The organism is Cupriavidus sp. 8B (assembly GCF_054589115.1).
In genome coordinates, this window is record NZ_BAAILO010000080.1 from 1 (window position 1) to 21,968 (window position 21,968).

18 protein-coding genes and 1 pseudogene are annotated in these 21,968 nt (G+C 63.6%); 17 read left to right on the forward strand and 2 right to left on the reverse strand.

The window, feature by feature from the left end; genetic code table 11:
- Positions 1 to 100: 100 nt before the first annotated feature.
- Positions 101 to 328: pseudogene (locus ACYP5B_RS07365) on the reverse strand (IS66 family transposase); the annotation flags it as partial.
- A gap of 436 nt (positions 329 to 764) precedes the next feature.
- Between ACYP5B_RS07365 and ACYP5B_RS07370 the strand changes: the two are divergent.
- The 10 genes from ACYP5B_RS07370 to ACYP5B_RS07415 all read left to right on the forward strand — a co-directional run bounded on the left by ACYP5B_RS07370 (position 765) and on the right by ACYP5B_RS07415 (position 13,571).
- Entirely contained in the window at positions 765 to 2,102 is a 1,338-nt protein-coding gene (locus tag ACYP5B_RS07370) for an MFS transporter (RefSeq protein ID WP_459569139.1), read from the forward strand.
- Positions 2,103 to 2,269: 167 nt separating this feature from the next.
- Positions 2,270 to 4,465, forward strand: coding sequence for a thiamine pyrophosphate-dependent enzyme (locus ACYP5B_RS07375; protein ID WP_459569140.1), 2,196 nt, complete (start codon positions 2,270 to 2,272; stop codon positions 4,463 to 4,465).
- A 79-nt stretch (positions 4,466 to 4,544) separates the two neighbouring features.
- Complete coding sequence (locus ACYP5B_RS07380; RefSeq protein ID WP_459569171.1) at positions 4,545 to 6,005, forward strand: indolepyruvate oxidoreductase subunit beta family protein; 1,461 nt, start codon at positions 4,545 to 4,547, stop codon at positions 6,003 to 6,005.
- A gap of 37 nt (positions 6,006 to 6,042) precedes the next feature.
- Positions 6,043 to 6,498 carry an acyl-CoA thioesterase gene (locus ACYP5B_RS07385; RefSeq protein WP_459569141.1) on the forward strand — a complete coding sequence of 152 codons (456 nt, stop codon included), beginning with the start codon at positions 6,043 to 6,045 and terminating at the stop codon, positions 6,496 to 6,498.
- Positions 6,499 to 6,560: 62 nt separating this feature from the next.
- Positions 6,561 to 8,888: a bifunctional salicylyl-CoA 5-hydroxylase/oxidoreductase gene (locus ACYP5B_RS07390; RefSeq protein ID WP_459569142.1), complete on the forward strand. Its 2,328-nt coding sequence runs from the start codon at positions 6,561 to 6,563 to the stop codon at positions 8,886 to 8,888.
- Positions 8,889 to 8,929: 41 nt separating this feature from the next.
- A complete protein-coding gene (locus ACYP5B_RS07395; protein WP_459569143.1) occupies positions 8,930 to 10,054 on the forward strand; it encodes a cupin domain-containing protein in 1,125 nt (374 codons plus the stop codon).
- 70 nt (positions 10,055 to 10,124) lie between these two features.
- The gene (locus ACYP5B_RS07400; RefSeq protein WP_115212354.1) at positions 10,125 to 11,036 is read left to right on the forward strand and encodes a fumarylacetoacetate hydrolase family protein; all 912 of its coding nucleotides are present in this window, start codon (positions 10,125 to 10,127) and stop codon (positions 11,034 to 11,036) included.
- A gap of 52 nt (positions 11,037 to 11,088) precedes the next feature.
- Positions 11,089 to 12,123, forward strand: coding sequence for a carbon-nitrogen hydrolase family protein (locus ACYP5B_RS07405; RefSeq protein ID WP_459569144.1), 1,035 nt, complete (start codon positions 11,089 to 11,091; stop codon positions 12,121 to 12,123).
- A complete protein-coding gene (locus tag ACYP5B_RS07410) occupies positions 12,124 to 12,894 on the forward strand; it encodes a maleate cis-trans isomerase family protein (RefSeq protein ID WP_459569145.1) in 771 nt (256 codons plus the stop codon).
- Positions 12,895 to 12,953: 59 nt separating this feature from the next.
- Entirely contained in the window at positions 12,954 to 13,571 is a 618-nt protein-coding gene (locus ACYP5B_RS07415) for a flavin reductase family protein (protein ID WP_459569146.1), read from the forward strand.
- A gap of 15 nt (positions 13,572 to 13,586) precedes the next feature.
- On the opposite strand, the gene ACYP5B_RS07420 is transcribed toward ACYP5B_RS07415, so the two are convergent.
- Positions 13,587 to 14,045 carry a MarR family winged helix-turn-helix transcriptional regulator gene (locus tag ACYP5B_RS07420; protein WP_459569147.1) on the reverse strand — a complete coding sequence of 153 codons (459 nt, stop codon included), beginning with the start codon at positions 14,043 to 14,045 and terminating at the stop codon, positions 13,587 to 13,589.
- Between the two features lie 208 nt (positions 14,046 to 14,253).
- On the opposite strand from ACYP5B_RS07420, the gene ACYP5B_RS07425 reads away from it, so the two are divergent.
- The 7 genes from ACYP5B_RS07425 to ACYP5B_RS07455 all read left to right on the forward strand — a co-directional run bounded on the left by ACYP5B_RS07425 (position 14,254) and on the right by ACYP5B_RS07455 (position 21,888).
- Entirely contained in the window at positions 14,254 to 15,333 is a 1,080-nt protein-coding gene (locus ACYP5B_RS07425; protein WP_459569148.1) for an AraC family transcriptional regulator, read from the forward strand.
- 305 nt (positions 15,334 to 15,638) lie between these two features.
- Positions 15,639 to 16,427, forward strand: coding sequence for an SDR family oxidoreductase (locus tag ACYP5B_RS07430; protein ID WP_459569149.1), 789 nt, complete (start codon positions 15,639 to 15,641; stop codon positions 16,425 to 16,427).
- Between the two features lie 80 nt (positions 16,428 to 16,507).
- Positions 16,508 to 17,797 (forward strand): styrene monooxygenase/indole monooxygenase family protein, encoded by a 1,290-nt coding sequence (locus ACYP5B_RS07435; RefSeq protein ID WP_459569150.1) that lies wholly within the window; start codon positions 16,508 to 16,510, stop codon positions 17,795 to 17,797.
- Between the two features lie 74 nt (positions 17,798 to 17,871).
- Positions 17,872 to 18,396 carry a flavin reductase family protein gene (locus ACYP5B_RS07440; RefSeq protein ID WP_459569151.1) on the forward strand — a complete coding sequence of 175 codons (525 nt, stop codon included), beginning with the start codon at positions 17,872 to 17,874 and terminating at the stop codon, positions 18,394 to 18,396.
- 99 nt (positions 18,397 to 18,495) lie between these two features.
- Entirely contained in the window at positions 18,496 to 20,094 is a 1,599-nt protein-coding gene (locus ACYP5B_RS07445; protein ID WP_459569153.1) for a phytoene desaturase family protein, read from the forward strand.
- Between the two features lie 27 nt (positions 20,095 to 20,121).
- A complete protein-coding gene (locus ACYP5B_RS07450) occupies positions 20,122 to 20,901 on the forward strand; it encodes a cyclase family protein (protein ID WP_459569155.1) in 780 nt (259 codons plus the stop codon).
- 42 nt (positions 20,902 to 20,943) lie between these two features.
- A complete protein-coding gene (locus tag ACYP5B_RS07455; RefSeq protein ID WP_459569156.1) occupies positions 20,944 to 21,888 on the forward strand; it encodes a SphA family protein in 945 nt (314 codons plus the stop codon).
- Positions 21,889 to 21,968: the final 80 nt, after the last annotated feature.

The window sequence follows — 21,968 nt, forward strand, 5'->3', positions numbered from 1 at the left end:
TGAACGACCGTTTCTCCATATAAATCAATGGTTTACATCCATGTGATTGCTAGCGGATATAGCGGTCACCGCTAGTGGAATTAGCGATCCTCAACAGCTACGCACCATTCCCGATGTAGCGCACAAGCTTGGGCCATTGCCCGTGCAAGTAGTGCAATGCCTTGCCGAACAGGCTTTGTGGCAGCACGGAGCGTAGGTGCAGCAAGAGCATTGCCTCAAGCTCCTTGAGCAGCGGCTGGCTCTGCTCGGCACGAACCCGCTGCCGTTGCTCCAGCGTCATGCCTTGCGTTTGTGCTTCGATGGCGAACAGCTTGCCAAGGCGCTCGAGTGGGCACGCCCGAGCAGGTGGCCAACCGCATCTGCGCATTGGCCGAAGCTGGCTTTAAGGGCACGACGCTGTCGTTCGTCGACTAAGTGAAGAAGTTCCCGTACTTCCGCGACACGGTGCTGCCGATCGTGGACGCACGCGGCCTGCGTCTGCCCGGAGGGTCGAAGAATGGCAGGCAATAAGCACGACCCGCTGGCGGCGCTGTAGCAACAGTTCAAGCAGGCGATGCGCGGCTTCGCCGGCGCGGTGACCGGTCGCCTCCCCCGCCGAGGTGCCGACCAGATCACCCTCGCCCGCCCAAAAAAATTATTTCCAAAATCATATGTTTATGCTTAAACTATGTGAAACAACAACGAGCGCGTGGCGACGATCGCGCGAGACACGTTCCCTGGCGGCTTCTCCGGTTCCATATCCGCCCCCCATCAGGAGACAGGCAATGACCCCAGCTAGTAGCGCTCAACCCTGGCACCCCACTTCTCGCACGACCTTTACGGTACTTTTCGTATGCTTTCTTGCGATCCTCTTTGAAGGCTATGACGTCGGCGTCATGGGAGCGGTACTGCCCGCGCTCGCCGACGACCGCTACTGGAACCTGACGCCGCTGGAACTCGGTGCCCTTAGCAGCTATGCCCTGGTCGGCATGTTCTTTGGCGCCTTCTTGATTGGCACGCTAAGCGAGATGATAGGCCGCCGCCGCATGCTGCTGCTCTGCGTTTCCTTGTTCTCGCTGACCATGCTGGGTGCATCCTACGCGCCGACGCCCGGCATCTTCGGCGTCTTGCGATTTATGGGCGGGCTCGGACTCGGCGGCGTCATTCCGGTCGCCGCCGCATTGACCATCGAGTACTCGCCGCCGCATCGCCGCAGCTTCAACTATGGGTTGATGTACTCGGGGTATTCGGTCGGCATCCTTTGCGCAGCCCTCATCGCGATGTGGCTGTTGCCGAATCTTGGCTGGCGTGGCGTGATTGGCCTGGGTGCCGTGCCCATGGTGTTGATACCGCTAATGGCGTGGCTGCTCCCCGAGTCGCTGGAATACCTGGTGGGGCAAGGTCGGATCGATGAAGCGCAGGCATTGGCCGATCGCACTGGTCATGGCCGGCTGCCGTCACAAGCCCGGCCCGCCAACAGCGCCGCCCGCGCCACCTGGCGCGACGTGATGTCTAGCATGTTCTCCCGCAACCAACTACGCGCGACAGCGTGCTTCTGGATCGCACTGTTCTTCGGCTTGCTGCTGGTCTACGGCCTCAATACGTGGCTGCCGACCATCATGCGCAAGAATGGCTACGACCTCGGCTCCAGCCTTTCCTTCCTGGTTATCTTCAGCCTTGCTTCTGCGGTGGGCGGCCTCTTCCTTGGCAGCGCGGCGGACAGGATGGGCGCCCGTGGCACCGTCGTGCTCTTCTACCTGATCGGCGCTCTCGCCATCGGCGCGCTGATGTTCCGCAGCTCCGTTGCCGTCAACTACCTCCTGGTCGCGCTGGCAGGCGTGGGCAGCGTCTCGGCATCCTTGATTCTTACCGGCTACCTGGCCGGTTACTACCCGGCACACGCACGGGCCGCGGCAACTGGATGGGCCCTGAGCTTCGCGCGATTCGGCGCCATGAGCGGCCCGCTTGTCGGCGGCTACGTGGCCGGCTCAAACCTGAGTTTCGGCTGGAACTTCATCACGTTCTCCGTTGCCGGCCTTGCCGCTGCGCTGGCTGTGGCGCTACTGCCATCGGCACGGGAACCAGTCGTCGTGGCTCGCACTGGCCCGCGAAGCAACGCATAAATCGCCTGAGGCGGGGCGTCGGCTTCCACGCAAGCCGTCCCAGTAACCTCGAGCTCCGCGCATATATATGATTTTGGAACTATTTATGCTTAAACTATATTTTTCTCAACAGGGAGCCGGCGCGGTGCGCGCTTACCGCCCTAACTTGAGCATCAGGAAGAAAAGCCATGGCTGAGCGTTCGTTTGTCGAAGAAGTCAAGAAGTTGCGCCTGGGTTCCGGCGAGGTATTCAGCGGTGAAGGCATCCTCGCGGTCACCAAGGCGCTGCTGGAATCCGGCGTCGCCTACGTGGCCGGCTACCAGGGCTCGCCGATCTCGCACCTGATGGACGTGCTGGCAGATGCGCAGGACATCCTTGCAGAGCATGGCATCCGGTTCGAGAACAGCGCGAGCGAAGCCACCGCGGCTGCGTCGCTGGCCGCCTCGGTCAACTATCCGCTGCGCGGCGCGGTAACGTTCAAGGCCACCGTAGGCACCAACGTGGCGTCGGACGCGCTGGCCAACCTGGCTTCTGGCGGCGTCACCGGCGGCGCGCTGATTATCGTCGGCGAAGACTACGGCGAAGGTTCCTCGATCATGCAGGAGCGCAGCCACGCGTTCGCGATGAAGTCGCAGATGTGGCTGCTCGATCCGCGCCCCAACCTGCCATGCATCGTGCAGGCGGTGAAGGACGGCTTCGACTTGTCCGAAGCTTCCAATACACCGGTGATGCTCCAGCTGCGCGTGCGCTCGTGCCACGTACATGGCCAGTTCGTCGCCTCCGACAACCGCCGCAGCCGCTTCTCGATCCAGGACGCGCTGGACCATCCCACGCGCGATCTCAGCCGCATCGTGCTGCCCCCAGCGAGCTTCGTGCACGAGCACGAGAAGATCAAACAGCGCTGGCCCGCCGCCGTGAAGTTCGTAGAGGAGCGCCAGCTCAATGAGTTCTTCCAGGGCGAGATGGATGACATCGGCATCGCCGTGCAAGGCGGCAGCTACAACACGCTGATCCGCGCACTGGAACAGCTTGGTCTGGCCGACGTGTTCGGCGAGTCGAAGGTCCCCCTGTACGTGATGAATGTGGCCTACCCGCTGATCGAATCGGAGTGGGAACGCTTCTGCGCGGGCAAGCGCGCCGTACTGGTGCTGGAAGAAGGCCAGCCCAGCTTTGTCGAGCAGAACGCCGCCAACATCCTGCGCATGGCTGGCACCACTGCCACGCTGCATGGCAAGGACCTGCTGCCGCTGGCCGGCGAGTACAACACGGCCACGGTGCTCAAGGGGCTGCGCGCCTTCCTGGAGCAGTACGGCAAGATCGAGCCGCAGCCCGAGCCGAAGCCGGCGCGCAAGGTGATCCCGCTGGTGCAGGCACCGGCCGCCACCGTCGATGCCGTTGCCGCTGAAGTGCTGGAGCCGCAGAAACTGGTCGACGAGAGCGTGCATGCGCGCCCGCCCGGCTTCTGCACCGGCTGCCCGGAGCGCCCGATCTTCACTGCGATGAAGCTGGTCGAGCGGGAGATCGGCGAGCACCATGTGAGCGCCGACATTGGTTGCCATCTGTTCTCGATTCTGCCGCCGTTCAACCTGGGTAACACCACCATGGGCTATGGCCTGGGCGGTGCCAGTGCCGCGGCGCTGAACGCGCCGGCGGGCAAGCGCGCCATCTCGGTGATGGGCGACGGCGGCTTCTGGCACAACGGCCTGACCAGCGGCGTCGCCAACGCGGTGTTCAACAAGAGCGATAACCTGACCATCGTGGTCGACAACAGCTACACGTCGGCCACCGGCGGGCAGGACATCCTCTCGTCCACCGCACACAACGACACGCGCAGCACCGGCCATGCTATCGAGGATGCCGTGCGCGGCGTGGGCGTCAAGTGGGTGCGCACCATCCGCCGCACCTATGACCTGAAGGCCATGAAGGCCACGCTCAAGGAAGCGCTGACCACCGGTGCCAAGGGCCCCAAGGTGCTGATCGCGCAGAGCGAGTGCATGCTGAACAAGCAGCGCCGCGAAAAGCCCAAGACCCGCAAGGCGATTGCCGACGGCCAGCGTGTGGTGCGCGAGCGCTTCGGCGTGGATTCGGACACCTGCACCGGCGACCACTCGTGCATCCGCCTGTCGGGCTGCCCGTCGCTGACGATCAAGCCGAACCCGGACGCGCTGCGCACCGACCCGGTCGCCTCCGTGCTCGATAGCTGCGTGGGCTGCGGCCTGTGCGGCGAGGTCTCGCACGCCGCGGTGCTGTGCCCGTCGTTCTACCGCGCGCAGATCGTCACCAACCCGACCCGAACGGACAAGCTGCGACAGCGCCTGCGCGACGCCGTGATCGGCTTCCTGCAGAAGCGCGATGCCGTGCGCCGCGCCCACCTTGCATTCTGAACACCAAGATTCAAGAGGTTCAATCGTGAACGCACCCAACAACCTCACCGCAAAACCAATCAAGATCGCTGTCCTCGCCATGGGTGGCGAAGGCGGCGGTGTACTGGCCGACTGGATCGTGGATCTCGCCGAGCACAACGGCTACGTCGCGCAGACTACTTCCGTACCCGGCGTGGCCCAGCGTACTGGCGCCACCATCTATTACGTCGAACTGTTTCCGCGCGAGGTGGCCGAGCGTGCCGGCCGCATGCCAGTCCTGGCACTGATGCCGACACCTGGCGACGTCGATGTGGTACTCGCCTCCGAACTGATGGAAGCCGGTCGCGCCGTGCAGCGCGGGTTGGTGACGCCGGAGCGCACCACACTGGTGTCTTCCACCCACCGCGTCTACTCCATCGCCGAGAAATCCGCAATGGGCGACGGCCGCGTCGACAGCAACGAACTTATCGCCCATGCCGGAAAGGCGGCCAAGCGCTTCGTACGCTTCGATATGGCACAGGCGGCCGAAGCCAGTGGCAGTGTCATCAGCGCCGTACTGTTCGGCGCACTAGCAGGCACCGGCGTGCTGCCTTTCAGTCGCGCGCAGTTCGAAGCCACCATCGAGCGCGGCGGCGTTGGCGTCAAACCCAGCCTGCGCGCCTTCAACGCGGCATTCACCAAGGCAGAAATCGGCGATGCGCCAGGTGCCGAGGCGGAAAGGTTCTTGGGCGAACTCAAGCCACAAGACGCCAAGGTTGCACAGGTTCTGCGTCGCGCCCGCTCCGAGCAACCGGCGGAGTCCCACTATGTAGTGGTGGAAGGCGTGCGCCGCATGATCGACTACCAGGACGTGGCCTACGCCGACCTCTACCTTGACCGGCTGGCAGCCGTGCGCCAGGCAGTCGGTAGGAACGACTTTGTCCTCCTGCGCGAAACCGCGCGCCATCTGGCCCTGTGGATGTCATACGAGGACACCATCCGCGTAGCCGATCTCAAGACCCGCCGCAGCCGCTTCGAGCGCGTGCGCGGCGAGGTGCGGGCCGATGATAAGCAACTGCTCGCAATCAATGAGTTCATGCACCCGCGCCTGGAAGAGATCTGCGAAACGCTGCCGGCCGGGCTCGGCCGCTGGCTGATGAAGCCGCATTTCGTACACCGGCTGGTGCGCCGCTTCACCACCTCGGGCCGCGTGGTCACCACCAGCTCGCTGCGCGGCTACCTGATGCTGTGGGCGGTCTCGCGCCTGCGCGGCATCCGCCGCAGCACGCTGCGCTATGCGCTGGAAACCGAGCGGATCGAAGGCTGGCTGGCCCAGGTGCTGGCCGCCGCCCGCCTCAATCCGGCGCTGGCGCTGGAAGTGGTGCAGTGCCAGCGGCTGGTGAAAGGCTACAGCGACACCCATGTGCGCGGCCTGACCAACTACCAGACCCTGATGAACGCCGTGATGCGGGCGGGTGCCCGCCTGGCCCCGGCCACCCTGCGCGAGTTGCGCGAGGCCGCGCTGGCCGACGAGCACGGCAAGAAGCTGAAGGAAGCCCTCGCCCGCCACGCGCTGGCGTGACCTTCACTAGCCAACCCCATAGCAGGAACCGCAGACCATGAGCACTACGCATACCTTCCGGAACCGGCACAAGATCCATTTCTCGGAATGCGACCCGGCCGGCATCGTCTTCTACCCGCAGTACTTCGTGCTGTTCAACGACCTCATCGAACGCTGGGTCGACGCCCTGTTGCCGGACGGCTACCACGGCGTGATCGGCGCGCGCCGGCTGGGCATGCCGACCGTGCACATGGAGGTGGACTTCAAGGCGATCAGCCGCTTTGGCGACCAGGTCTGGCTTGAGCTGGAAGTGGTGCGCCTTGGGGACAAGTCGATCACGCTGGCCTGGCGCTGCACTGGCGAAGATGGCGGACTGCGCATGGCGGCCACGCAGACCATCGTGATGACCTCGCTGGACACGCACCTGGCGATACCGGTGCCCGACGACCTGCGAGCCGCAATCGAACACGGCCCTGCCCCCGCAGAGCGGCCGATTCCCGAAACCACCGTCTGAATGCCGACGTACCCGCAGCGCGGGTACCGAAGGCTCCGGCAGTAACTTCATTGGAAGCAGCCATGAACATTGTATGTATCGGCGGTGGCCCCGCCGGCCTGTATTTCGGCCTGTTGATGAAACTCCAGAATTCCGCCAACAAGGTCGTGGTGGTCGAGCGCAACCGCCCCTATGACACCTTCGGCTGGGGCGTGGTGTTCTCCGACGCCACCATGGACAACCTGCGCGAGGCCGACCCGGTCTCGGCCGAGACCATCGGCGATGCGTTCAACCGCTGGGACGATGTCGAAGTCCACTTCAAGGGCCGCGCGGTGCGCAGCGGCGGCCACGGCTTCATCGGCATCGGCCGCAAGAAGCTGCTGAACATCCTGCAGGCGCGTTGCGAGGAAGTCGGTGTGGAACTGGTGTTCGAGAACTACGTCGAGGACGACCAGGCCATCGCGCGCAAGTACGACGCCGACCTGGTGCTGGCTTCCGACGGCCTCAACAGCCTGGTGCGCAAGCGCTATGCCGACACCTTCCGCCCGGACATCGACACGCGCAACTGCCGCTTTGTCTGGCTGGGCACGAAAAAGGTGTTCGACGCCTTCAACTTTATCTTCGTGCCGACCGAGCATGGCTGGTTCCAGGCGCATGCCTACCGTTTCGAAGACGGCACCTCGACCTTCATCGTCGAGACCCCGGAACAAACCTGGAAGGCCGCCGGTATCGACCAGATGAGCCAGGAAGAGGGTATCGCCTACTGCGAGAAGCTGTTCGCCCCGTACCTGGATGGCAACCCGCTGATCAGCAACGCCGGCCACCTGCGCGGCTCGGCGATCTGGATCCAGTTCCCGCGCGTGATCTGCGAGAAGTGGGTGCACTGGAACAACCTGTCCAGCGACAGTGGCCTGGAGAAGAAGGTGCCCGTGGTGTTGATGGGCGATGCCGCCCACACCGCGCACTTCTCGATCGGCTCCGGCACCAAGCTGGCGCTGGAAGATGCCATCGAGCTGGCGCGCACCCTGCGCAACACCGACGGTTCGCTGGAGGATGCACTGAAGCACTACGAAGCCGTGCGCTCGGTAGAAGTGCTAAAGATCCAGAACGCTGCGCGCAATTCGACCGAATGGTTCGAGAACGTCAGGCGCTATGAAGAGCTGGAGCCCGAGCAGTTCGCCTACTCGCTGCTGACCCGCTCGCAGCGCATTTCGCACGAGAACCTACGCGTGCGCGACAAGGCCTGGCTGGAAGACTACGAATCGTGGCTGGCCGAACGCGCCGGCACGGATGCCGCCGCCGTGCCGCCGATGCTGACGCCCTACAGCGTGCGCGGTGTGGAACTGAAGAACCGCGTGGTGGTATCGCCCACCGCCATGTATTCCTGCCAGGACGGCGTGCCGGGCGACTTCCACATGGTGCACCTTGGCAGCCGCGCATTGGGCGGTGCCGGCCTGGTGATGGTGGAAATGACGGCGGTGTCGCCGGACGGCCGCATCACGCAGGGTTGCCCGGGCCTGTGGAATCACGAGCAGGCGGCGGCATTCGCCGGCATCGTCGGCTTCGTGCACGAGCACACCAGCGCACGCATCGGCGTGCAGATCGGCCACGCCGGCCGCCGCGGCTCGACCCAGCTGGGCTGGGAGCAGATGGACCACCCGCTGGCCGAGGGCAACTGGCCGCTGATCTCGGCCTCCGCACTGCCGTACCTGCCGGGCGCTTCGCAGACGCCGCGCGCCATGACGCGCGCAGAGATGGACCGCGTGCGCGATGACTTCGTCGCCGCCGCCCGGCGCGCGGCGGCGGCCGGCTTTGACTGGCTGGAACTGCAGGCCGGCCACGGCTACCTGCTGTCGAGCTTTCTCTCGCCTGTAACCAACCAGCGCAGCGACGAATACGGCGGCTCGCTGGAAAACCGTATGGCCTTCCCGCTGGAAGTGCTGCGCGCGGTGCGCTCGGCATGGCCACAGGACAAGCCGGTGTCGGTGCGTATTTCTGCCACTGACTGGGTCGAGGGCGGCAACAGCGCCGACGACGCGGTGGCAATGGCGCGCCTGTTCAAAGAAGCCGGTGCGGACGTGATCGACTGCTCTTCGGGGGAAGTCAGCCCCGACCAGAAGCCGGTGTACGGACGCATGTTCCAGACTCCCTTCGCGGACCGCGTGCGCAACGAGGCGGGTGTGCCGACGATCGCCGTCGGCGCCATTACCGAAGCCGACCAAGTCAACGGGATCATCGCGTCGGGCCGTGCCGACCTGTGCGCCATCTCTCGTCCGCACCTGGCCGACCCGTCCTGGTTGCTGCGCGAAACCGCGAAGCTTGGCTACCACCGCGTCGCATGGCCGAAACAATACCTGCTGGCCAAGGACCAACTTGAGCGCAGCCTCGGGCGCGCGGCTGCGGGGGCCTGACGGCTTCCCTATGAGGAAAGAACTCACCGGAGAGGAAGACAATGTCGAATACCTCGTATGACACCTACCGCGAAAACGTAGCCGGCCGCGCCGACGTGGAAGATACGCCCGAGCTGGTCGCCTACTACAAGGAACTGGGGCAGCTCAAGACCGGCGCGCTCTGGACCGTCGCCAACAAGATCGAACCGTGGCAGCCGAAGTCCGATTCGGTGCCGGTGCTGTGGCGCTACCGCGACCTGCGGGATCACGTGCTGCGTTCGGTCGACCTGGTGACGCCGGAGAAGGCCGGCCGCCGCGTGATCTACCTGAACAACCCCGGCCGCCAGGATGTCTCGGCAGCGGTGGGCTGGCTCTATTCGGGCCTGCAGGTGATGCACCCCGGCGAGGCCGCGTCCGCGCACGCCCACTCGTCGTCGGCGCTGCGCTTCATCATGGAAGGCAGCGGCGCGTACACCATCGTCGACGGCCACAAGATGACGCTGAACGTCAACGACTTCGTGCTGACGCCCAACGGCACCTGGCACGAACATGGCGTGGCCGCCGAAGGCACCACCTGCATCTGGCAGGACGGCCTGGACATCCCGCTGGTCAATGCGATGGAAGCGGGGTTCTACGCCGTGCACCCGGACCTGCAGCAGGCCATGACACACCCGATCGACGACATGCCGGCGATCTGGGGCGGCAAGGGCCTGCGTCCGCACGACGGCAACTGGAGCAAGCCGTACTCGCCGCTGTACAAGTACGAATGGGCCCCGACCTACGAAGCACTCGTGCGCCACAGCAAGGTCACCGATGGCACCCCGTTCGACGGCGTGCTGATGCACTACGTCAATCCGGTCACCGGCGGCCCGGTGATGCCGACCATCGGCGCCAGCATGCAGCTGCTGCGCCCGGGCGAGGCCACCAGGGCCCACCGCCATACCGGCAGCTTTATCTACCAGGTGGCCAAGGGCAGCGGCTACTCGATCATCAACGGCCAGCGCTTCGAATGGACCGAGCGCGACATCTTCTGCGTGCCGTCGTGGGCCTTCCACGAGCACGCGAACGCGTCGGCCAGCGATGACGCCGTGCTGTTCTGCTTCAACGACCTGCCGGTGATGCATTCGCTCGGGCTTTATCGCGAGCAGGCGCTGGCGGAGAACGGCGGGCATCAGGTCGTCCCTTAAACCTCAGCAGTACCTGTTTTCCAAGTTGTGCTCCCGCACCGATTGCGGCCTTTTCCGGAGTTATCAAACCATGCGTCTCGTAACCTATCGCGCTGAAGTCGCTGCCGCCGCCCGCCTGGGCGCCATCGTCGACGGCAATGTTGTTGACCTCGCCCGCTTCGGCACCGCCGTCGGCGTGGACATTCCCTCCACCATGATCGAGTTCATCGACCTCGGCCCCGAAGCGGTCCGCTCGACTAGCGCGCTGCTGAACGAATATCGCGGCAAGCTCCCGTTCGGCGTGGCCGTGCCGGCTTCCAACGTCAAGCTGCTGGCGCCGATCCCGCGTCCGCGCAAGAACATCTGGGGCATCGGCCTGAACTACGTCGAGCACGTCGCCGAATCCAGCCGCAGCCTGGACACCTCGAAGGAACTGCCGAAGGAGCCGGTGATCTTCTCCAAGCCGCCCACCACCGTGATCGGCCCGGGCGACGCCATCGAGCACAACAAAGAGATCACCCAGCAGATGGACTGGGAAGTCGAGCTGGCCGTCATCATCGGCACGCGCGGCAAGGGCGTAAAGGAAGCCGACGCGCTCAACTACGTGTTCGGCTACAGCGTGATGATCGACATCTCGGCGCGCGACTGCCGCCGCGCCGGCCAGTGGATCTATTCCAAGGGCCAGGACACCTATGCCCCGTTCGGCCCGGTCATCGTCACCGCCGACGAGATCCCCGACCCGCACACGCTGGACCTGTCGCTGACCGTCAACGGCGTGACCAAGCAGAGCTCCAACACCCGTCACATGTTGTTCAAGGTGCCTGCGCTGATCGCGGACATCAGCAAGGGCATGGCGCTGGAGCCGGGCGACATCATCGCCACCGGCACGCCGGATGGCGTGGGCGCTGGCCGCACGCCGCAGGAATGGCTGTGGCCGGGCGACACCGTGGTGGCCACGGTGGAAGGCATCGGCGAGCTGCGCCACCCCGTGGTGGCCGTCTAAATCCCGTCTTCCCCGCGCAAGCGGGGGTGACCGCTCCAAGCGAGGCACACACATGCTCAACCTGCCCAAGTTCAAGGCTGCGGCCGTACAGGCCGCTCCCGTCTTCCTCGATCCGGACGCCACGGTCGACAAGGTCTGCCGGCTGATCGGGGAAGCCGCCGACAACGACGCCAGCCTGGTCGCCTTCCCCGAAGTATTCGTGGCCGGCTACCCATACTGGAGCTGGTTGACCAACCCGGTCGACGCCAGTCCCTGGTTCGAGCGGCTGGTCAAGGCTTCCATCGAGATCCCTGGCCCGGAGATCCGCAAGATCGCGCAGGCGGCGCAGGCCAACCATATCAACGTGATCGTTGGCGTGAACGAGCGCAGCCGCACCGGCGTCGGCACCCTCTTCAATACGCTGGTGACCATCAGCGACGAAGGCCGCATCCTGGGCCGCCACCGCAAGCTGGTACCGACCTGGGCCGAGAAGCTGACCTGGGCGAACGGCGACGCCTCGGCGCTGCGCGTGCACCAGACCAGCGTCGGCCCGCTCGGCTCGCTGGCCTGCGGCGAGAACACCAACACGCTGGCGCGCTTCTCGCTGCTGTCGCAGGGCGAGCTGATGCACGTGGCCAGCTATATCGCGCTGCCGGTGGCGCCGGCCGACTACGACATGGCCGAGGCCATCAAGGTGCGCGCCGCCGCCCACTGCTTCGAGGGCAAGGTGTTCACCGCGGTGTCGTGCTCGACCGTGTCAGAGGAAATCATCGAGGCGATGAGCCCGCTGAACCCCAAGGCGCGCGAGCTGCTGTCGCGCCGCAACAGCGCCTTCTCCGGCTTCCTCGGCCCCGACGGCCGCGTGATAGGCGAGCCGCTGATCGACGTGGAAGGCATTGTCTACGCCGACATCGATCTGTCGCGCTGCATCCAGCCGCGCCAGATGCACGACATCACCGGGCACTACAACCGCTTCGACATCTTCGACCTGCGCGTCGACCGCCGGCCGCAGCAGGCCGCCCAGTTCCTGGACGGCGCCAGCCAGGCCTTCGACCTCGACGCCGAGGAAGCGGAACTCAACGCATTCGACCTTTCCGAGAGCAAGTAAATGTCTTTCCTGCTGACACCCCAGAAGCCGCTGCGCATCGGGCAGATCGTGCCGTCTTCCAATACCACCATGGAGACGGAAATCCCCGCCATGTTGCGCGAACGTGAAAAGGACTTTGCCGAGCGCTTCACCTTCCACTCCAGCCGCATGCGCATGAAGAAAGTGGTGAAGGAGGAGCTGGAGGCGATGGACCGCGACAGCGACCGCTGCGCCATCGAGCTGTCCGACGCACGCGTGAACGTGCTGGGCTATGCCTGCCTGGTGGCCATCATGAGCATGGGCAAGGGCTATCACCGCGTCTCCGAGACGCGCCTGACGCAGCGCACCGTCGACAACGGTAACCCCGCACCGGTGGTGACCAGCGCCGGCGCGCTGGTGGACGGCCTGCACGCCATGGGCGCGAAGCGCGTCTCGGTGGTGTGCCCGTACATGAAGCCGCTGACGAAGATGGTGGTCGACTACATCGAGAGCGAAGGCATCGAGGTCAAGGACTACACCGCGCTGGAGATCCCCGACAACCTGCAGGTCGCCGCGCAGGATCCGGCCTACCTGCTGGAGATCTACAAGCGCATCGACACCACCGGCGTCGACGCCATCGTGCTGTCGGCCTGCGTGCAGATGCAGTCGCTGCCGTCGATCCAGAAGGTCCAGGACGAGTCGGGCATCCCGACCGTATCGGCCGCCGTGGCCACCACCTGGCAGATGCTGCGCAAGCTCGACCTGCGCACCGAGGTCGCCGGTTGCGGCGAGCTGCTGAGCGGCAAGTACTGAGCGCCATCCCACGCTTTCGTCGTCCCTGACCGAGCGGGGACGACGTTTCGCACACGCACATGGACGACATTCACTTCTACGAGCCCACGCGCGGCCACGGGCTTCGGCACGATCCGCTGGCCGCCATTGTCGGGCCGCGCCCGATCGGCTGGATTTCGACGGTGGACAAGGCCAGGCGCGCCAACCTGGCGCCCTACGCGTTCTTCAACGTCTTCAACTACACCCCACCGGTTGTGGCGTTCTCCAGCGTCGGCTACAAGGACACCGTGCGCAACGTCGAGGACACCGGCGACTTTGTCTGGAACCTGGTGACGCGCCCGCTGGCCGAGCGCATGAACGTGACCAGCGCCGGCGTGGCGCCCGAGGTCGACGAATTCGGCCTGGCGGGCCTGACTCCGGCTCCGTCGCGGCTGGTGTCGGCGCCCCGCGTGCAGGAAAGTCCAGTCTCGTTCGAATGCCGCACGACCAAAGTCATGCAACTGAACCAGGCCGACGGCGCCATGCTCGAGACATGGATGGTGCTGGGCGAGGTAGTCGGCGTGCATATCGACCGGGCCTTGCTGCCGGACGGTGTCTATGACACCGCCGCTGCTCGCCCCATCCTGCGCGGTGGCGGCCCGGCCGACTACTATGAGGTCAGCAAATCGACGCTGTTCCAGATGCGCCGGCCGGCCTGATGCGCGGACCTGGTCTCAGTTGGCAGGGCTGTGCAGGTGGATCAGCAGCTTCAGCGTGGCGCGCAGCTCGTCGGCCTTTTTCTTGCCGAGCGGCGCCAGCACGTGGTCCTCATGGGCCCGGGCCTGTGCGATCAGGCTGGAGGTCAGCTTTTGCCCGCGGGGCGTGATGCGCACCAGCGTGATGCGCCGGTCGGTCTCGTGCGGGATGCGCTTGACGTAGCCTTGCGCCTCCATGCGGTCGAGCAGGCGCGTCACGGTGGGCTGCTTGGTTACCGAGATCTGCGCCAGCTCCCCGATGCTGATTGGCTTGCCGCCGGACAGCGTAGACAGGACGCGCCAGTCTGAGATGGTGAAACCATTGGCTTGCACGATCACGTGGAATTCTCCCGAGATCAGCTGGCTGGCCTGCGCCAGCAGGGCGGGAGTGTAGTTGTCGACGAAATCGTCGGCGGCGGTGTCGATGGGCTGGTTCATGCGGTCCGGTGGGCGGGTAGCGGCTTCGTCGGCCGCGTGACGGGGAGAACATACCACGGCGGGAGAGTTCGTCCACGGCGAGGCAGGCCTGGCAGCCCGACCGCCTTCTTGGCGTGCACAGGAAGTTTAGGTATAAAGTAACTGATTGCGCGGCCTCCCTCGCTTCGCCGGCGAGCCAGACACGCTGCAATGCTGCAGGAGTGAGACGATGCAGACCGCCCCCCAGTCACCCACCGAAATACCGTCTTCTCCGGCGAGTGACGACAACTGCGCGCCACGAGGCATGCTGGCGAAGTACCCCTCCTTTCGCTCCGAGGATGTGGAGGAGGCCCAGGGCAAGATCGCTGCGGTCTTTTGCCCGCATGAGTTGCGCGTGGTCGGTGCATTACAGCAATTGCACGTCCAGCACAATCTGGTGCGGCTGCATGAGACCGCCATCAACTTCCTTGCCTACGGCGCCCATGTAGAGATCGACCCTGGCTGCCTAAAGCACTTCTATCTCGCCCAGATCCCGGTTGCGGGCCATGCTGAAATCCAGTGTGGGCCGCAGCAGATACTTTCTGACGTCCGCACAGCCAGCCTGCTGAGTCCAGACACCCCAACCCGAATGCACTGGCACGAGGATTGTGCGCAAGTCTTGCTCTGGATCCAGAAGGAAGCAATCGAGCAACGTTTCGCATTGCTGACTGGGCGCGATCCCAGCGGGCCCCTTTCATTCGATCCGGCGCTGCCCCAGCACGCTGGACTTTCGAGTCCATGGAGCCAGGCCGTACTCGACCTTACCAGGAATATCGACCAGCACGGCACCAACTGGCTCCAGTTTCCGGCCGCGGTGGCGTCGATGGAGGACTACCTGCTGCGGACGCTGCTGCTGCTTCAACCGCACACTCACACCTATCTCCTTGCGCGCAGCGCCGAGCCCGCCAGGCCACGTCATATGCAGCGGGTGATAGATTATGTCCGCGCGAATGCCGACACACCGCTGACCGTCGCCGACCTAGCGCAAGTCGCCTGCGTGAGCATCCGGGCGCTGGAAGAAGGCTTTCGCCGCCATCTCAATACGACGCCGTTAGCCTATCTGCGGGATGCCAGACTGGACTGCGTCCGACAAGCGTTGATTGCTGCCGCCGGAGCGGAGCAGGCCTCCATCACGGATATTGCATATCGCTTTGGCTTTACACATCTCGGCCGGTTTGCGGCCTACTACAAGAAGCGCTTCGGCGTTTCTCCGTCTGCGACCCTGCGCAGGGGTGCAGCGGAGCGCCATGTCAGCGACCCCGGGCCTTGAAAACCAGCGGGCTCTCTAGACCTCGCGATACCCCTGCGGCATCGACCTGTTTCACTGCCTTGCAGTCGTTGATACAACAACGCCAGCCCGCGCTCGCGGGTGATTGGATACCTACACGCCCGGCCATCCGGCAAGGCTACCGCCCCACCCTTTCCTGATTCCACCGCCTCCTTTTCCCGGTCCGCCAGTGACGGCTCGTTATCTGGATATTGGCCGGCGGATTGTGGATAGCAGCGTCATCACCGCTACACCAAACTACGTTTCACATGGCTACATGCGAGCCAATACAACAAGTGGAGACGGACATGCAAGGAATCGAAGGCAAGACGGCAATCGTGACCGGGGGCGCGACGATGATTGGCGAGGCCGTGGTATCGGCCCTGGTCTCGGCTGGCGCCAACGTCGTTGTCGTCGACATCGACCAGCAAGGCGGCCGCAATGTTGCCGAGCGGCATCCGGAGCGCTGCCGCTATGTGGCCGTGGACGTGACCAGCGATGCCGACGTCGCTGCCTGTATCGCCGACACCATGGAGACCTTCCGTGGCATCGACCTGCTCGTCAACTGCGCCTGCACCTACGTGGATAACGGTGCCGATTCCACACGCGAGCAGTGGCTGGAGTCCTACAACGTCAATGTCGTCGGCGCGGCGATGATGCTGAAGGCGTGCGTGCCGGAGATGAAAAAGCGCGGCGGCGGAGCGGTCGTCAACTTTGCCTCGATCTCCGCGGGCGTGGCGCAGTCGGGGCGCTGGCTGTACCCGATTACCAAGGCAGCGATGCAGCAATTCACACGTAGCGCCGCATTGGATCTAGCCCCGGACAACATTCGAGTCAACTCCGTCTCGCCGGGCTGGACGTGGTCCTCCGTCATCAGCGCGCTGAGCGGCGGCGACAAGGCGAAAGCCGACGGTATCGCCGCAGATTTTCACCCACTCGGCCGGCTCGGCAAGCCAGAAGAAGTCGCGCAAGTGGTTCGCTTCCTCCTGTCAGATGCTTCCGCCTTTGTTACCGGCGCCGACTATGCATGTGACGGCGGATACGGCGCCCTCGGCCCCGAGGGTCGGCAAGCAGCCATCAACCGGCTGACGACATAGACCGGCCGGTGATTCTGGGCGACCTCGGTTCGCCCGGCACGAAGTTAATTGCACACAAGACAATCCCACAGGAGAGACACATGATCCCCCATTCCATCGACAAAATCACGCCGCGCAAAATTGCGATTGTTGGCGCGGGCCAGGCAGGGCTACTGCTCGGGTGCGGCCTGCTGGATCAAGGCTATGAGGTCACGCTAGTGACAAACCGCACCGCTGACGAGGTATGGGGCGGCAAAGTGATGTCGTCCCAGTGCATCTTCGACCAAGCACTCCAGATCGAGCGCAATTTCCGGATGAATCAATGGGAAAGGCAGTGCCCCACGGTGGACGGCATCGGCCTGACCATCCCTACCGACGACGGCAAGGGCGAAATGGCCATCCACTGGCGTGCCCGCTTGAATGCCTACGCACAGTCTGTCGATCAACGTGTAAAGATGCCAGGCTGGATGGCGGAGTTCGAAAGCCGTGGCGGCATTCTACGTATCGAAAATGTCGAGATTCCCCAGCTTGAAGCCTTGGCCGAAAGTCATGATCTTGTTCTCCTGGCCGGTGGCAAGGGAGAGATCGTCAATCTGCTGACACGCAATGATGCACGCTCGCCTGTTCGTCATCCCCAACGCCAGTTGGCACTGGCTTACGTGACGGGCATGCAGCGCAGTGGTCCGTTTGAGTGCGTCAACTTTAATTTGATTCCCGGCATCGGCGAGTACTTTGTCTTCCCGGCCCTCACCACCCAGGGCAGTTGCGAAACGCAAGCCTGCGACATCATGGTCTTCGAAGCCATTCCTGGCGGCCCGATGGACCGTTGGGCAGACGTCAAGTCCGCCGACCAGCATCTGGATGTCTGCCTAGGCATCCTGCGCGACTACCTGCCGTGGGAAAGCGAGCGCTGTGCCAATGTACGACTTACCGATGCCAATGGGATCCTGAGCGGACGCGTCACCCCGACCGTGCGCAACCCTACCCTTTCCCTGCCTTCCGGCCGGTTTGTAATGGGGCTCGGCGACGCGGTCATGGTCAACGACCCGATCACCGGCCAGGGCTCGAACAACGCCACCAAGGGCGCCCTGCACTATTTCGAGGCCATCCTGCGCCATGGGGACAAGCCCTTCGATAAGGCATGGATGCAGCAGACCTTCGACGGCCTTTACGAAGGCTATGCCGAACCGGTCATCCGCTGGACAAATTCCTTGCTGTTCCCGCCGCCAGACCACATCGTCAAACTGCTGGCCACAGCGCAGCACGCGCCGCGCATCGCCCAGCGCATCGCCAACGGATTCAACGATCCGCGCGACTATGGCAGCTACTGGTTCAACGAGGAAGCCACCGAGGCCTGGATCGCTGAAGAGTCGCAGTCCAAGGCCGCCTGAGGCAAAAAAACACCCACACGAAAGCAAGCAGCCTGCTCACCGTGCAACGGTTGAGCAGGCGACAGGAGACAGCCATGACAGACGCTCGCGAATTTCGGAATGCCCTCGGCCGCTTTGCCACGGGCGTAACCATCGTCACAACGCGCACCCCCGACGGAGAGCCCTGGGGCGTGACCGTGAATAGTTTCAGCTCGGTATCGCTGGAGCCTCGCCTGGTGCTGTGGAGCCTCGCCAAGAAGTCCTACAGCCTCGAGGCATTCCAGAAGACCGGGAGTTTCGTGATCCACGTCCTGGCAGCCGACCAGGAACATGTCTCCAACCGCTTCGCACGAGGCGCGGAAGGCAAGTTCTCGGGCATCCCCTGCACGGATGGCATCGATGGCTCGCCTGTACTGTCAGGTTGCGCAGCGGTATTCCAATGCCGCAACACGCATCAGTATGACGGCGGCGATCACCTCATCTTCCTGGGCGAGGTCCAGCATTTTGACTCATCGGATCGGGAATCCCTGCTCTTCTACAAGGGAAACTACGCCCGTACCGCCAACGCTCTTACGGAGCTTTCCGAGCTGATCCGCGCCGAATACGTCGCCGCGACCTAATTCCGGTACCGCACACGGCAATCCGTCTAAAGGAAGCTGGCCAACGCCGCGACCGAACGTATTTGCCCGTCTCTCTATCCTTTCCCCCGGGATACTCCAATGAGTACGTATGACGCCGTCATTATCGGCAGCGGTATCAATTCGCTCGTCTGCGCTGCCGTTCTAGCCAGACGCGGCAAGCGTGTCTGCGTGCTGGAACGCAATAGCACGCTGGGCGGATGCATTCGCACAGAGGCCCTGAATGCACCGGGCTATCTCCACGACACGTTGTCCACGGCTCATCCGCTGTTTGTCACGTCGCCGGGCTACGCGGAGCTGAAGGATGAACTTCATCAGGCAGGACTCAGCTACCGCAATAACGGTACGCCCACTGGCGTACTGTTGCCCGATAACCGTTCGCTGATTCTGAGCACGTCCCGTGAGCGCAATGTCAGCATATTCAATTCGCTGGCAAGCGGCGACGGTGATGCCTTTCAGTCCGCCATGCAAGAGGTCGAGCAAAACGCCGGCCTGGTGTTCTCGCTGCTGGGCAACGAACTGTGGAGTGCCGGTGTTGCAAAGACCGTGGCCGGCCGCCTGTGGAAACAAGGCGTGCATGACACCGTCGCCTTCTTTTCCCCTGCCCTGATGAGTTGCCGCAGCTGGCTGGAGACCCGGGTCAAATCCGACTTGGTCCAGGCGCTGCTCGCGCCTTGGGTACTGCATACAGGCCTTGGCCCGGAAAGCGCCATGTCTGCATTGATGGGAAAAGTAGTCGCCTTCACGCTGGAGGCGGTTGGCCTGCCTATCGTCCAAGGAGGCAATGCCCGTACTGTCGACGCCTTCCGCAGAATCATCGAGAGCCGGGGTGGTGCCTTCCACGTTAATGCCGACGTCGAGGACATCCTGGTCGAGGGCGGCTCGGCGCGCGGCGTAAGGACGCGGGACAACCGCGTTTTCATGGGCAAGGAGATCATCTGCAACGTCACGCCCGGCCAGCTTTACGGAAAGCTACTGGCCGCTGAGCACGTTCCCCCTGGCCTACGTCAGCAGGCAGCCGAGTACCGCTACGGCAAGGGGAACATGCAGATCCATTTGGCGCTGTCCGCCCCTCCGGACTGGCCCCAAAAACATCTGCGCGACGTCATCTACCTGCACCTTACCTCGGGTCTAGACGGTGTCTCCAGGGCAGTCAGCGAAGCCGAGCGAGGCCTGCTTCCAGCCGAAGGCACGATTTGCGTTGCCCAGCCTTGCGCTGTTGACCCTTCCAGAAGCCCGGCCGGAGGCTGGGTGCTCTGGATTCAGGTTCCGGAGTGTCCGCGTCAAGTCAAAGGCGATGCTCTTGGAGAGATCGCTGTTCCCGCGGATGGTCGCTGGACCGCCGAACTCCGTGAGCGCTACGCCGACCGGATTATCGACCGCATTGCTCGCCAAGTTCCAAATCTCAAGGCGAGCGTCGTCGGGCGTACGGTCCTCTCCCCGGCGGATCTTGAGTCGATGAACGTCAACCTCGTCGGCGGTGATCCCTATTCCGGCGAATGCAGCATCGACCAGTTCATGTTCTGGCGTCCGGTCCCTGGCGTCAAGGATCACGCTACCCCGGTTAAACATCTGCACCACATCGGCGCCTCGACCCATCCAGGCCCCGGTCTTGGCGGTACCTCCGGTTACCACGTCGCAAATGCGCTCGCAAAGAAACGGGCGAAATCTAACTCATAAGTGAAGCAACCACAGGAGACAACAACCATGAGCAACAGCCTCGCCAACTTTGCAGCAGACCTGCTGTCCGGCCGCATCCGTGTGGTGGACCTGACGCAGACCTTGAGTTCTGAATTTCCAACTATCTCGTTGCCTCCGGAGATGGGCCAGACCTGGCCTTTCCGGCAAGAAACCATCTCGCGCTACGACGATCGCGGACCGAACTGGTACTGGAATAACTTCTCCTGCGGCGAACATACCGGGACCCACTTCGACGCACCAGTCCATTGGATCTCTGGTAAGGACTTGCCGGACAATACGACCGACACCATCCCTGCCGAAAAATTCTTCGCCACCGCCTGCGTCATCGACTGCTCGAGGGAGGCTGCAGAAGACCCGGACTACTTGCTCACTGTCAACGCCGTCAAAGCCTGGGAAGCACGGCATGGCCGCATCCCTCCGCGCTCCTGGGTCCTGATGCGCACCGACTGGTCCAAGCGCAATAGTCCCGAGGCGTACCTGAATGCGCGTGACGACGGCATGCACACACCTGGCCCTGACCTGGGCGTCGTCCAGTGGATGATTGAAGAGCGCGATGTCCATGGATTTGGCGTCGAAGCAATTGGCACCGACGCGGGCCAGTCCTATGGCTGGGAGTTCCCGTTCCCGTGCCACTACCTCATGCATGGCAACAACCGCTACGGTCTGCAATGCCTGACCAATCTCGACCAACTCCCGCCGCAGGGTGCATTGATTGTCGCTGCCCCGCTGAAGATCAAGGACGGTTCCGGCAGCCCGCTTCGCGTCCTGGCTCTTATTCCCGGCTGATACTCCGCTAACCCGCCCATAACCACAAAGGAGGAGAACGAAGTGAAGAATCGAGCAATCTCGGCCATGCTGGCCGGTTCGCTTGCGCTAGTCGGCAATCAGGCCCTCGCAAAGGAGGGCGCAGACCAGTATCCCAATGGAGCTGAAAGCTGGATGTCGGGAGCTTTGCCCCCGCCTGGCACCTATTTCCTCAACTACACCGGCTATTACGGCGGTAAGCTCAAAGACGGCAACGGCGACAACGCAAACATCGCTGGCAATCCTGCAAAGGTTGACGCCTGGTTCGACGCGTTGCGGGTGGTGAAGGTCACCAACATCACGCTTCTTGGCGCGAGCTGGGGCATGCAGGCCATCGTTCCGCTCGTCTACCAGTCCATGAATTTGCCCCAGATGGGCGGCCGTCGCAACGCCACCGGCTTGGGTGACATCACGATCGACCCGATAGTGCTCGGCTGGCATGGTGCGAACTGGCATGTCACGACGGGTCTGGACATCTACGCGCCCACGGGCCGCTACGACCAGAATGATCCCAGGGCCAGCATCGGCGCGAACTACTGGGCCTTCGAGCCAGTTGCGGCATTCACCTGGCTGAACCAGAGTGGCTGGGAAATCTCTGCCAAATTCATGTACAACATTAAGGGGAAGAACAAGGACTCCAACTTCGGCGGCATGACAGGAAGCTACCAGTCCGGACAGGAATTGCACGTCGATTACGCCCTGGGCAAGCACATCGGCCCGTGGACTGTCGGCTTGAGCGGGTACTACCTGAAACAGGTCACGGACGACAAGTTCAATGGCGCCGTGGTGCCAGAAGTGCCTGGCGTGTGGAGCCGTGGCCGTCGCGGCGAGGTGCTGGCTATCGGCCCTAGCGTCTCCTACACCAACGCCAAGGGATCTAGTTTCATCGCCCAATGGCAGCATGAAGCGTATGCCAAGAACCGGTTTGGCGGCGACAAATTCTGGTTCAAGGTGGTCACCGCTTTCTGACGGAATGGGCCCGCGAGAGCGGGCCCTGTGCTGTGCTTCTGTAGCCATGCGAGAAGGCGGCGCTGATTTTCGCCTCGGTG

Excerpts from the sequence above, each read along its gene's own strand:
- ACYP5B_RS07450 (WP_459569155.1), top strand. The coding sequence starts at position 20,122 with ATGAGCAACAGCCTCGCCAACTTTGCAGCAGACCTGCTGTCCGGCCGC.
- ACYP5B_RS07425 (WP_459569148.1), top strand. The coding sequence starts at position 14,254 with ATGCAGACCGCCCCCCAGTCACCCACCGAAATACCGTCTTCTCCGGCG.
- ACYP5B_RS07440 (WP_459569151.1), top strand. The coding sequence starts at position 17,872 with ATGACAGACGCTCGCGAATTTCGGAATGCCCTCGGCCGCTTTGCCACG.
- ACYP5B_RS07445 (WP_459569153.1), top strand. The coding sequence starts at position 18,496 with ATGAGTACGTATGACGCCGTCATTATCGGCAGCGGTATCAATTCGCTC.
- ACYP5B_RS07400 (WP_115212354.1), top strand. The coding sequence starts at position 10,125 with ATGCGTCTCGTAACCTATCGCGCTGAAGTCGCTGCCGCCGCCCGCCTG.
- ACYP5B_RS07375 (WP_459569140.1), top strand. The coding sequence starts at position 2,270 with ATGGCTGAGCGTTCGTTTGTCGAAGAAGTCAAGAAGTTGCGCCTGGGT.
- ACYP5B_RS07405 (WP_459569144.1), top strand. The coding sequence starts at position 11,089 with ATGCTCAACCTGCCCAAGTTCAAGGCTGCGGCCGTACAGGCCGCTCCC.
- ACYP5B_RS07410 (WP_459569145.1), top strand. The coding sequence starts at position 12,124 with ATGTCTTTCCTGCTGACACCCCAGAAGCCGCTGCGCATCGGGCAGATC.
- ACYP5B_RS07430 (WP_459569149.1), top strand. The coding sequence starts at position 15,639 with ATGCAAGGAATCGAAGGCAAGACGGCAATCGTGACCGGGGGCGCGACG.
- ACYP5B_RS07370 (WP_459569139.1), top strand. The coding sequence starts at position 765 with ATGACCCCAGCTAGTAGCGCTCAACCCTGGCACCCCACTTCTCGCACG.
- ACYP5B_RS07395 (WP_459569143.1), top strand. The coding sequence starts at position 8,930 with ATGTCGAATACCTCGTATGACACCTACCGCGAAAACGTAGCCGGCCGC.
- ACYP5B_RS07435 (WP_459569150.1), top strand. The coding sequence starts at position 16,508 with ATGATCCCCCATTCCATCGACAAAATCACGCCGCGCAAAATTGCGATT.
- ACYP5B_RS07390 (WP_459569142.1), top strand. The coding sequence starts at position 6,561 with ATGAACATTGTATGTATCGGCGGTGGCCCCGCCGGCCTGTATTTCGGC.
- ACYP5B_RS07420 (WP_459569147.1), bottom strand. The coding sequence starts at position 14,045 with ATGAACCAGCCCATCGACACCGCCGCCGACGATTTCGTCGACAACTAC.
- ACYP5B_RS07380 (WP_459569171.1), top strand. The coding sequence starts at position 4,545 with ATGGGTGGCGAAGGCGGCGGTGTACTGGCCGACTGGATCGTGGATCTC.
- ACYP5B_RS07415 (WP_459569146.1), top strand. The coding sequence starts at position 12,954 with ATGGACGACATTCACTTCTACGAGCCCACGCGCGGCCACGGGCTTCGG.
- ACYP5B_RS07385 (WP_459569141.1), top strand. The coding sequence starts at position 6,043 with ATGAGCACTACGCATACCTTCCGGAACCGGCACAAGATCCATTTCTCG.